Origin of the sequence: Nocardia coubleae NBRC 108252, assembly GCF_001612805.1 — a bacterium.
Taxonomy (GTDB): Bacteria; Actinomycetota; Actinomycetes; order Mycobacteriales; family Mycobacteriaceae; genus Nocardia; species Nocardia coubleae.
Genome location: NZ_BDBD01000011.1, coordinates 309,447 through 320,851 on the forward strand (window position 1 = coordinate 309,447; position 11,405 = coordinate 320,851).

General features: G+C 67.4%; 10 protein-coding genes. 6 read left to right on the top strand and 4 right to left on the bottom strand.

Translation table 11 applies throughout. The features are described from left to right. From nuoL to nuoN, 3 genes are read left to right on the top strand one after another with little or no spacing between them, the layout of a single operon-like run. Complete coding sequence (nuoL, locus tag NCO8_RS10305) at positions 1-1,887, top strand: NADH-quinone oxidoreductase subunit L (protein WP_067638460.1); 1,887 nt, start codon at positions 1-3, stop codon at positions 1,885-1,887. Beyond that, a complete protein-coding gene (locus NCO8_RS10310) occupies positions 1,884-3,488 on the top strand; it encodes an NADH-quinone oxidoreductase subunit M (protein ID WP_067638462.1) in 1,605 nt (534 codons plus the stop codon). The genes nuoL and NCO8_RS10310 overlap by 4 nt, the downstream gene beginning before the upstream one ends. Next, on the top strand, positions 3,485-5,107 hold the full coding sequence (nuoN, locus tag NCO8_RS10315; RefSeq protein ID WP_067638464.1) for an NADH-quinone oxidoreductase subunit NuoN: 1,623 nt from the start codon (positions 3,485-3,487) through the stop codon (positions 5,105-5,107). The genes NCO8_RS10310 and nuoN overlap by 4 nt, the downstream gene beginning before the upstream one ends. A 21-nt stretch (positions 5,108-5,128) precedes the next feature. Here the strand turns inward: nuoN and sigJ are convergent, their stop codons facing one another. Next, positions 5,129-6,025 carry an RNA polymerase sigma factor SigJ gene (gene sigJ, locus NCO8_RS10320; RefSeq protein WP_067638466.1) on the bottom strand — a complete coding sequence of 299 codons (897 nt, stop codon included), beginning with the start codon at positions 6,023-6,025 and terminating at the stop codon, positions 5,129-5,131. A gap of 175 nt (positions 6,026-6,200) precedes the next feature. Between sigJ and NCO8_RS10325 the strand changes: the two genes are divergently transcribed. Genes NCO8_RS10325 through NCO8_RS10335 form a run of 3 tightly spaced genes read left to right on the top strand, consistent with a single transcriptional unit; the run spans position 6,201 to position 9,246 of the window. Then, on the top strand, positions 6,201-7,322 hold the full coding sequence (locus NCO8_RS10325) for an amidohydrolase family protein (protein ID WP_067638471.1): 1,122 nt from the start codon (positions 6,201-6,203) through the stop codon (positions 7,320-7,322). Continuing rightward, positions 7,319-7,696 carry a hypothetical protein gene (locus NCO8_RS10330; RefSeq protein ID WP_067638473.1) on the top strand — a complete coding sequence of 126 codons (378 nt, stop codon included), beginning with the start codon at positions 7,319-7,321 and terminating at the stop codon, positions 7,694-7,696. Before NCO8_RS10325 ends, NCO8_RS10330 begins: the two co-directional genes overlap by 4 nt. Beyond that, the gene (locus NCO8_RS10335; protein ID WP_245655303.1) at positions 7,678-9,246 is read left to right on the top strand and encodes a multicopper oxidase family protein; all 1,569 of its coding nucleotides are present in this window, start codon (positions 7,678-7,680) and stop codon (positions 9,244-9,246) included. Before NCO8_RS10330 ends, NCO8_RS10335 begins: the two co-directional genes overlap by 19 nt. Here NCO8_RS10335 and NCO8_RS10340 read toward each other — a convergent pair. From NCO8_RS10340 to NCO8_RS10350, 3 genes are all read right to left on the bottom strand, one after another. Beyond that, positions 9,239-9,574, bottom strand: a complete 336-nt coding sequence (locus NCO8_RS10340) for a YnfA family protein (protein ID WP_067638476.1) — start codon at positions 9,572-9,574, stop codon at positions 9,239-9,241. The two genes, NCO8_RS10335 and NCO8_RS10340, sit on opposite strands and share 8 nt — an antisense overlap. 76 nt (positions 9,575-9,650) lie before the next feature. Then, entirely contained in the window at positions 9,651-9,995 is a 345-nt protein-coding gene (locus tag NCO8_RS10345) for a hypothetical protein (protein WP_067638478.1), read from the bottom strand. A gap of 65 nt (positions 9,996-10,060) precedes the next feature. Then, positions 10,061-11,179 (bottom strand): serine hydrolase domain-containing protein, encoded by a 1,119-nt coding sequence (locus NCO8_RS10350; protein ID WP_157104863.1) that lies wholly within the window; start codon positions 11,177-11,179, stop codon positions 10,061-10,063. Positions 11,180-11,405 lie beyond the last annotated feature (226 nt).

Here is an 11,405-nt window from a genome sequence, read left to right on the forward strand (position 1 = left end):
ATGGGTACCGCAACGTTGTGGCTGCTGCCCGCGATCCCCCTGTTCGGCGCGATCGTTCTGCTGTTGCTCGGGCGCCGCGCCGACGGCTGGGGGCACTACCTCGGTACGGCCGCCGCCCTCGGTTCGTTCGTCGTCGCGGTCGTCGCTTTCGTCGCCATGCTCGGTCGCGCCGACGCCGACCGAGCCCAGCATCTGGAACTGTTCACCTGGGTGCCGGTGGCGCAGATGCAGGTCACGTTCGGCCTGCAACTCGATCAGCTGTCGATCTGCTTCGCGCTGCTCATCACCGGCGTCGGCTCCCTGATCCACCTCTATTCGATCGGCTATATGAGCCACGATCCGGGCAGGCGCCGCTTCTTCGGCTACCTCAACCTGTTCCTGGCCGCCATGCTGGTGCTCGTCCTGGCCGACAACTTCCTCGTGCTGTACCTCGGCTGGGAAGGTGTGGGTCTTGCGTCGTACCTGCTGATCGGGTTCTGGTACGAGAAGCCTTCCGCCGCAACGGCTGCCAAGAAGGCATTCGTGGTGAACCGGGTCGGTGACATGGGTCTTGCCATCGCCATGATGGTCATGTTCGCGACCTTCGGCTCCTTCGACTTCCAAACCGTGTTCGCCGCCGCACCGGGCGCGAGCGAGGGCACGCTCACCGTGATCGGGTTGATGTTGCTGCTCGCCGCGTGCGGTAAATCCGCGCAGGTGCCGCTGCAGTCCTGGCTCGGTGACGCCATGGAAGGCCCGACACCGGTGTCGGCGCTCATCCACGCCGCCACCATGGTCACCGCCGGTGTGTACCTGATCGCGCGCGCCAACCCGATCTACGATCTGGCCCCCGGCGCACAGGCCGCGGTGCTCGCCGTCGGCGCGGTGACGTTGCTGTTCGGCGCGATCATCGGCTGCGCCAAGGACGACATCAAGAAGGCGCTGGCCGCCTCGACGATGAGCCAGATCGGCTACATGATCCTCGCCGTCGGTCTCGGCCCCGCCGGCTACGCCTTCGCGATCATGCACCTGCTCACCCACGGCTTCTTCAAGGCCGGGCTGTTCCTCGGCGCCGGATCGGTGATGCACGCGATGAACGACGAAACCGATATGCGCCGCTACGGCGGGCTTCGCACCCTGATGCCGATCACCTTTGTGACCTTCGGGCTCGGCTACCTGGCGATCATCGGCGTGCCACCACTGTCGGGCTTCTTCTCCAAGGACAAGATCATCGAGGCCGCCTTCGACCACGGCGGCACCACCGGTGTCCTGCTCGGGGTGGTCACCCTGCTCGGCGCCGGGCTCACCGCCTTCTACATGACCCGGGTCATGCTGATGACGTTCTTCGGTGAACGCCGTTGGAAACCCGACACCCACCCGCACGAATCACCCGCGGTGATGACCGGGCCGATGATCCTGCTCGCCCTCGGATCCGTCTTCGCCGGTGGACTGTTCGTGTGGGGCTCGTCGCTGGTGCACTGGCTCGAACCCGTCGTCGGCTCGCACCACGCCGAACCCGTCGTCCCGCCCATCGTCGTCACCGGACTCGCGTTGACGGTGGTCGCGATCGGTGTCGCCGTGGCCTACCGCAAGTACGCCGAGTCGGCCGTTCCCGAGGTCGCGCCGGAGCCGGTCACCGTGCTCACCCGCGCCGCACGCAAGGATCTCTACGGTGATGCCGTAAACGAGGCGGCGTTCGAACGTCCCGGCCGCTACCTCACCCGGGCGCTGGTATTCGTCGACGCCAAGGGTGTCGACGGGGTCGTCAACGGGACGGCCGCCGCCATCGGCGGGCTGTCGGCCCGAACCCGGCGCGTGCAAACAGGTTTCGTCCGTTCGTATGCCCTGTCCATGTTCACCGGCGCGGCCCTGGTGGCCGCTGCCCTGCTCGCGGTGAGGTTCTGGTGAACTCGTTTCCCTGGCTGACGACGCTCTGGCTCGCCCCCGCGATCGGTGCCGTCGCGGTGCTCGCGGTCCCCGCCGCCCAGCGCACCCTGGCTCGCGCACTCGCGTTCACGGTGTCGTTCGGTGTGCTCGTGCTCGCCGTCGTGCTCGCGGTGAATTTCCGGCCCGGCGGTGAGCAATACCAATTCGTCGAATCCCACGAGTGGATCCCGGCGTTCGGCGTGGGTTACACGCTCGGCCTCGACGGCATCGCCACCGCGCTGGTACTGCTCACCGCGCTGCTCGTTCCGCTGCTGATCCTGGCGGGCTGGAACGACGACAGCGGCGACGGCCGTAAGAACGCCCATCTGTACATGGCGTTGATGCTGCTGGTCGAGTCGATGGTGCTGATCTCGTTCCTCGCCCTCGACATCCTGCTGTTCTACATCTTCTTCGAAACCATGCTGATCCCGATGTACTTCCTCATCGGCGGCTTCGGCGCCCGCACCACCGACGCCGCCGTGCGCGCGCAACGTTCGCGCGCGGCGGTGAAGTTCCTGCTGTACAACCTGTTCGGTGGGTTGATCATGCTGGCCGCGGTGATCGGGCTGTACGTGCTCACCGCCCGCGCCGGTCTCGGTCAGGGCTCGGCGGGCACCTTCGATCTGCGGGTGGTGGTCGAGGCGGCCAACAACGGCGAGCTCGGCGGTAGTACGGCGGTCTTGAACGCGCTGTTCCTCGGATTCATGTTCGCCTTCGCGGTGAAGGCTCCCCTGTGGCCGCTGCACACCTGGCTGCCCGACGCCGCTGTGTCGGCCACCCCGTCGAGCGCGGTGCTGATGATGGCGGTGGTCGACAAGGTCGGCACCTTCGGCATGCTGCGCTACTGCCTGCTGCTGTTTCCGCTGGCCTCCGACACCTTCGCTCCGCTCGTCATCACCCTCGCGGTGATCGGTGTGCTCTACGGTGCGCTGCTCGCGATCGGGCAGACCGACGTGATGCGCCTGATCGCCTACACCTCCATCTCGCACTTCGGGTTCATCATCCTCGGCATCTTCGCCATGACCTCCCAGGCGCAATCCGGTGCCACGCTGTACATGGTGAACCACGGACTGTCCACGGCCGCACTGTTTCTCATCGCCGGATTCCTCGTCAGCAGGCGCGGCAGCCGGATGATCGCCGATTTCGGCGGCGTGCAGAAGGTGGCCCCCGTGCTGGCGGGCACGTTCTTCATCGCCGGATTGGCAACCTTGTCGCTGCCCGGACTCGCTCCGTTCGTCAGCGAATTCCTGGTCCTGGTCGGCACATTCAGCCGATACGAGGTGGCCGCGGTGGTGGCGACCGGTGCGCTGGTCCTTGCCGCGATCTACGTGCTGTGGCTCTACCAGCGACTGATGACCGGCCCGCTGCGTGAGGGCAACGAGAACCTGCGCGATCTGGTGCCGCGCGAACTCGCCGTGGTCGTCCCGTTGCTCGTCGCCCTGCTGGTGCTCGGCCTGTACCCGAAGCCGATGCTCGACCTGGTGAATCCCGCGGTCGGACAGACCTTGTCGACCATCGGTAAGCAGGATCCGGCGCCGAAGGTCCCCGCTCCCGAAGCAGCCCCCACCGGCGGACACAAATGAGGACGGACTCCGTGACCATCAACGAGCTCGCGGCCCCGCTGACCGCGCCGAGCATCGAATACCACCTGCTCGCACCGATGCTGATCGTGTTCACCGTCGGCGTCGTCGGTGTGCTGGTCGAGGCGTTCGCGCCCCGCGCCTACCGGTACGGCACCCATGTGGTGCTCGGCATCGCCGGTGTGCTCGCCGCACTGGTCGCCGTGGTGCTGCTCGCCGGCACCGAGGCCACCGCCGTGGTCGGCGCCGTCGCGATCGACGGTGTCACCTTGTTTCTGCAGGGCACCATTCTCGTGATCGGGCTGCTCGGACTGCTACTGATCGCCGAACGCGGTGCGGTACGGCGCGTGCGCAGCGGGCCGGGCACCTGGAGCCGGGCCGCCGCCGTCCTCGAACGCGGCGTCGATGCCTTCACCCCGCAGGCATCGTCGGTGCCCGGCAGTGCCAACGAACTCGCCGCCGTGCGGGCGGGCGTCTCGACCACCGAGGTCTTCCCGCTGACCATGCTCGCTCTGGGCGGCCTGCTGCTGTTTCCCGCGTCCAACGATCTGCTCACCATGTTCGTCGCGCTCGAGGTGCTGTCGCTGCCGCTGTATCTGCTGTGCGGACTCGCCCGGCGCAGGCGACTGCTGTCACAGGAAGCGGCACTGAAGTACTTCCTGCTCGGTGCCTTCTCCTCCGCGTTCTTCCTCTACGGTGTCGCACTGCTCTACGGGCAGACCGGCACCGTCTCGCTGCCGGAAATCGGTGCGGCACTGGACAAGCAGGGCGACGACGCCACTCTCGCCCTGCTCGGCATCGCGATGCTCGCGGTGGGACTGCTGTTCAAGATCGGTGCCGTGCCGTTCCAGGCGTGGGTGCCCGACGTGTATCAGGGCGCACCGACCCCGATCACCGCGTTCATGGCGGCGGCGACCAAGATCGCCGCGGTCGGGGCGACCATGCGGGTGCTGATGGTGGGAACCGGTGCGCTCAGCGATGATTGGCGGCCCGTGCTCGCCGCCGTCGCGGTGGCGACGATGGTGGTCGGCGCGGTCATGGCGGTCACCCAGACCGATGTGAAGCGGATGCTCGCCTACTCCTCCATCGCGCACGCCGGGTTCCTGCTCGTCGGCATGACCGCCGCCGATTCCGCGGGTTTGGCGGCGGTGATGTTCTATCTGCTGGCCTACGGTCTCGGCACGGTCGGTGCGTTCGCGGTGGTCAGTCTGGTGCGCGACGGTTCCGGCGACGAGGCGACCGCCATGTCGCAGTGGGCCGGTCTCGGTAAGCGGTCCCCCTGGTTGGCCTCGGTTTTCGCGCTGCTGCTGCTGTCGTTCGCCGGGCTCCCGTTGACCAGCGGATTCGTCAGCAAGTTCGCAGTCTTCGCCGCCGCCTCCGGTGCCGACTACATCTTCCTGGTCATCATCGGTGTCGTGTGCAGCGCCATCGCGGCGTTCTTCTACGTCCGCGTCATCGTGCTGATGTTCTTCACCGACCCGCCCGCCGACGCCCCGACCGCGACCTCGCCGTTCGCGACCGTCCTCGTCGTCGCCTTCACCGCGGGCGCGACCGTGCTCCTCGGCCTGTTCCCCCAGCCCGTTCTCGACCTGGCAGAACGGGCGGCCCACTTCGTCCGTTGAGTCGCTTGGAGGCACGACCTCTCAGCGGGTCGGGTTGTGCAGGTGGATGAGTTTTTCGGGGTTGGTGACCGAATAGATCCCGATCACGGTGCCGTCGGTGGCGACATCCAGCACCACCACCGCGAGGGGCGCATCACCGTCGAAGACAACGGCGCACGGGTCACCGCTGACCGTGCGCCAACCGACGTGATAGCCGTCCAGTCCGGCCGCGGCGACGGCCATGAAGACCTGGGCGACGGCGGTCTTGCCGTGCACGGGCCGCAAACTGGTCGCCGGTCCGGTGCCGCCGCCGTCGGTCCACAAGGTGACCTCCGGTGAGAGGACCGCCAGGAGTTCGTCGAGGTCGCCCCCCATGGCCGCGGCAACGAAACGTTCGGTGACCGCCCGGCAGACTCGCGGGTCGACCTGGTTCCGGGGGCGCCGGGCCCGCACGTGCGCGCGGGCGCGATGAGCGATCTGCCGGACGGCGGCCGGTGAGCGGTCGACCATCTCGGCGATCTCGGTGTGTGGATAGGCGAAGACCTCGTTGAGAACGAAGACGGCCCGCTCGAGCGGGGTCAGCGATTCCAGGACGACCAGCATAGCCATCGAGAACGCTTCGGTGCGTTCCACCGTTGTCGCGCCGTCGGGCTCGCCGTCGAGCAACGGTTCCGGAAGCCATTGCCCCACATAGTCTTCGCGGCGCCGACTCAGCGTGGCGCGGCGGGCGAGGGCCTGGTTCACCGCCATCCGGGTGAGGTAGGCGCGGGGATTGTCGATGGGTTCGCTGCCGACCGACCGGGACTGCCAGGCCAACCACACTTCCTGCAGCACGTCCTCGGTGTCGGCGACACTGCCGAGCATGTTGTAGACCACCGAGAACAGCAGTTCGCGGTAGCCGACGAACAGCTCGGTGGCGTTGTCGATGTCAGCGGTCATGGTGTCCTCCGGTCCAACGGAAACAGGTCTTCCCACAAAGAGGTGGCCGACGAGGCGAAGTGTGACAGCCGCATCCGAATCTGTGATCCATCGCATAGGAACCGGCCGTATTCGTCACATTCGGCGGCGCGGCTGCCTCTTTGTCGGGCGAATCCGTTTCAACCAAGGAGGTTCCATGCGTACTCGAATCAGTGATGTCCGGGTTTTCGACGGCGAGCGCAGCGTCGATAACACCAGCGTGCTCATCGAGGGCGACCGCATCGTGGTCGACGACCACGCCCCGGCCGAGGTGGAGGTCGACGGCACAGGTCGTACCGTCCTTCCGGGATTGATCGACTGCCACACCCACATCTTCGACGGAGACCTGGCCCGCGCGCTCACCTTCGGAGTGACCACCGAACTCGACATGTTCTGTCTGCCCGAGGTGCTGCCCGCCCAACGCGCGCTGGCCGCTACCCGTGACGATGTGGCCGACTTCCTCAGCGCGGGCACACTGGCCACCGCGCCCGGCGGTCACCCCAGTCAACTGCTCGCAGCGCCCGGTGTCGCCGAACTCGGACTCGCACCGTTCGACACCATCTCCGGCCCCGAAGAGGCGGCGGACTTCGTGGGGGCCAGGCTGGCGGAAGGCGCGGACTACCTGAAGATCGTCGTCGACGACGGCGCCGTGCACGGGGCCGAGCTTCCGGTGTTGTCGACCGCGACCGCGACCGCCCTGACCGAGGAAGCACATCGGGCGGGTTTGCGGGTCATCGCGCACGCGATCACCGAGGGTGAGGTGCGCATCGCGCTGGACGCGGGAGTCGACGGGCTGGCGCACGTCTGGACCGACATCTCACCGCACACCGCCGACCTGGTCGAACGGGTAGCCACCGAGAACGTCTTCGTGGTGAGCACACTCGTCTACTTCGAAACCCTCGGCCATCAGCACGAGAACGCGGCGGATTGCGCGCGTCCGGGCTCTTTCGAGGACGCTCTGAGCGTGGCTCGGGCGCTGTATCGCGCGGGAGCGCCGCTGCTCGCGGGTACCGACGCCAATCCGTTCGCGCCCACTCATGGTGCGAGCTTGCATCGGGAACTGGTGTTGCTCAGTGAAATCGGTTTGTCGCCGCTCGAGGTGCTGGCGGCGGCGACCAGCCGACCGGCGGATCGATTCGGGTTGGCCGATCGTGGTCGGATCGCGCCGGGTTCGCGGGCCGACCTGCTGCTGGTCGAGGGCGACCCGACCACCGACATCACCGCCACCGGCGCCATCGCCGACGTGTGGCGCCGTGGTGTGCGGCAGGTGCGCCGATGACCGCGGCGCACCCGCGGTGGCCGCTGCCGGTGTTCCGGGCGACGGTGACCGTCGCCGCCGCGCTGGTATTCGCCCAGGCGGCACTGGCCGGCGGGTTTCTGGCCGGGCATTTCGAGGCCTTGGCGATGCACAGCCGCAACGGCGGGCTGGTCGGGGTGGTGTTCCTGGCGCAGGTCGTCGCATCGGTGTTGTTGTGGCGCAAGGGCAGTGGCCCGGCGTGGCCGGTGCGCACCGCGGTGATCCAGTTGCTGATCGCGGTGGCGCTGATCCCGCTCGGTGAGCAACGGGTACTCGCCGTGCACATCCCGCTCGCCGTCGCCTTGTCGATCGGCACCGCGTTGCAGGTGAACTGGGCGTGGCGGTGGCAGCGATGATGATCAGCAGACGCGGGTTCCTGCGCGCGGGCATCGCGCTCGGCGCTGCCGTCGCCGTCGGGGCGGGGGTGCCACGGGTCGTGCGGCCTGGTCAACCGGGGCTGCTGCTGCCGAGCGCCGCCCGATTGCCCGCGCCGTTTCAGACGCAGCTCCCGGTTCCCCCGGAACTGGCACCGTTCCGGTCCGACGCCACCACCGACTACTACGAGATCATCCAGCGCACAGCACAACTCGACATCCTGCCTGACTTACGTACCGAGGCGTGGACCTATCACGGCAGTTTCCCCGGACCGACGATCCGGGCACGATCGGGTCGGGCGACCTCGGTGCGCCACCGCAATGAACTGCCACACCCGACCGTGGTGCACCTACACGGCGGACACACCCCCGCCGACAGCGACGGGTACCCGATGGATGTGATCCTGCCGGTCGGGGCGACATCGGCGCCGCAGCACAATGCCCACGGACACGGCGCCGCCGCGACCACCGGCAACCTCACATACGGAGAACGCACCTATTTGTATCCGAACCGTCAACGCGCCGCGTCGCTGTGGTACCACGATCACCGGCACAGTTTCACCGGGCCCGCCGTGTGGCGTGGACTGGCCGGTTTCCATCTCGTCGGCGACGAGATCGAGGATTCTTTGCCGCTACCCCGCGGTAACCGTGACATTCCGCTGTTCATCTGCGACCGCTCCTTCGCCGAGGACGGCTCGTTCGCCTATCCGCTGATCGACCCGGACCTGCACACCCCCGGGGTGACCGATCGCTACATGAACGGTGTTCTCGGCGATGTGGTCCTGGTCAACGGGGCACCGTGGCCACGGCTCGAGGTGTCGCCGGTGCGCTACCGGTTCCGGCTGCTGAACGGGTCCAACGCGCGCCGCTATCGGCTGACACTCGAGCCCGGTTCCGCTGCAGACCCTTTCGTACAGATCGGCAGCGACGGCGGCCTTCTGGATCGCCCACTGCCGCACAACCACATCGACATCTCCCCCGGCGAACGTTTCGACGTGGTCATCGATTTCGCCGCGTACCCGCCCGGCACGTCGGTCCGTCTCCGCAACGCTTTCGGCACCGGCCCGGTCGCCGATATCCTCCGCTTCGACATCACCGGCCCCACCCGGTACGACGACACCGCCGTCCCGGATCGCCTGGCCCCGGTCGAACGCCTCGACCCGGCGACCGCGGTCGCCGAACGCACCTTCCTGTTCCAGCTCGGGCCGAACGGCTGGTCCATCAACGGCAGGCCTTACGAACCCGGCCGTGCCCTGGCCGCTCCGCGTCTCGGCACCGTGGAGATCTGGCGTTTCATCACCGATGTCCACCATCCCGTCCATGTCCACCTCGACCCGTTCCAGGTGATCTCCCGCAACAACCGTCCGCCCGGACCCTTCGATGCGGGCTGGAAGGACACCGTCGACGTCCGTCCCGCCGAGGCCGTGGAAGTCGCGGTCCGCTTCACCGACTATCCGGGGCCGTTCATGTTGCACTGCCACAACCTCGAGCACGAGGACATGGCGATGATGGGAGATTTCGTGGTCAGCTAGGGCGCGGCGCGTACATGATGATCGCGACGCCGAGCAGGCAGATGGCCGCCCCGATCACGTCCCAGCGGTCGGGGCGGAAGCCGTCCAATGCCATGCCCCACAGCAGGGATCCCGCGACGAACACCCCGCCGTAGGCGGCCAGGATCCGCCCGAAATTGGCGTCGGGCTGCAGCGTGGCGACGAAACCGTAGAGGCCGAGGGCGATCACTCCGGCGCCGATCCACGCCACGCCCTTGTGTTCGCGCACACCCTGCCAGACCAGCCAGGCGCCGCCGATCTCGGCAACGGCGGCCAGGCCGAACAGCAGGATGGAACGCAACACGGTCATGGGCGCACATCCCGAATTCTGTTCCGCGACGGTGGCGAGGTTGTAGTGAATGCGAGCCGGCCTTTCCGTGAAGGGCTCACCCGGCCGCCTCGATCACGGCCGAGGCGCGTGCGGCGAAGGCGTCGAGTACATCGACGTGGTTCGCCGGAACACCGACTCGCATCATCAAGCCCTCCTCCTCGACAGCGAAGTCGAAGGTGAAGAACGAGCAGCAGCGGCTCTCACGCTCGGAGAGTTCGCGCGCCACCGCCTCGGCACCCGGATCGAGGATCACTTCGAGCCGCGTCCGATCGGGACGCCTGGTCGTGCGTGCAGAGCTGCGGAAAAGTTGGTCGAACTCGGCGACCCGGATCGGTTGCTCCGCCGTGGGCAGGGTGCACGCCGGAGACACCCAATCGCCCTGATCTGATTGAAGCTGCATTCTTCGACGGTAACCCCGTACCTCGGTATCGGATACACCCTTCGGCGAGCGCCGCGAGTGGCGGATCAGCCGCAGAGCCCGCTGGTGATCCAGGCGCCCATGCTCGTGGCGGTCGGGGTGCCGGTGTAGGAGTAGGTGAAGGCGCGGCCCGCGGTGGTGGCGCCCGCGAGGGCGCTGAAGCCGCGGACGTTGCCGTTATGGCCGATGAAGCGTGTGCCGCAAGGGAGTTGGGTGTAGCCGATGCCGAGTCCGTAGGACATGCCGTTGCCTTCGCCCATGTCGACGCCGTCGAGCATGTCGCGCAACTGGACGGGCGGAACCACCTGGCCCGACACCAGTGCGAGGTAGAAGCGATTGAGGTCGGCGCCGGTACTGACCAAGGCGCCCGAGGCCCAAGGCAGAGACGGTTCCATGAGGGTTTCGTCGGTGACGTTTCCGTCGACCGTGATGTAGCCGGACAGATGGGGTCGGCGCAGACCGGTTTCGCCGGTGGCGGGCAGATAGGTGTGGGTCAGGCCGAGCGGGGTGATGATGCGGTCGACGAGCTCGGTGGCGTACGAGCGCCCGGCGACAGCCTCGATCAGCATTCCCGCCACCAGGTAGTTGGTGTTGTTGTACTGGAAGCGGGTGCCGGGAGCCGACTCGGCGGGTGACTGCAGGATGATCGCCATCTCCTCCTCCGGTGTGAAGGTACGGCCGACGACGGCCGCCTGATGCTCCGTCAGTTCGAACGAACGCGGAACCGGCAATCCGCTGCGGTGACCGAGGAGCTGACGAACCGTGATCGCCTGCCCCTCCACGCCGTCACCCCGAAGCAAACCCGGCAGATACTTCTCCACCGGCGCATCCAGCGCCACCCGCCCCTCGGCGACCAACTGCAACACCACCGCCGCCGTGAACGTCTTGGTAATGCTGCCGACCCGCACGTAGTGCGGTCGATCATCAGGAATCGGTGCGCCCTCGACGAGATCGGCGACCCCAGCGCTCATCACCGCCGTCGCACCGTTGTCGGTCAGGGTGGCGACAGCGCCGACAGCTCCGGACTCGACCAACCCGGCAAGGTCGGCCCGCACCGAATCCAGCCGCGCAGGCGCGACGGCGGGCGCCTCAGCGGAACTCGTAGTACAGCTCGTCAGCAACAAGGCGATGGTGCAGATCGGCATAATCAACGTACGTGTCAGCATGAGCAGACAGTAGGAAGCCCTGGTGCACAGGCACATTGGACTGCGGTACTACCCGGCTGTCAGACTGCCGTACTCCCCAGAGAAGTGTCAGCAGGCGCATAGAGGAAGACCCTTCGCACGTCCCGGCCGCCGTCGTGACGACAAACGCGGACAGATGGCTTAGATCGTCCGCCTGCGACGAGCAGGCCCCGAGGCTGACCGGGACAGGCAGACGGCGAGCCACAGA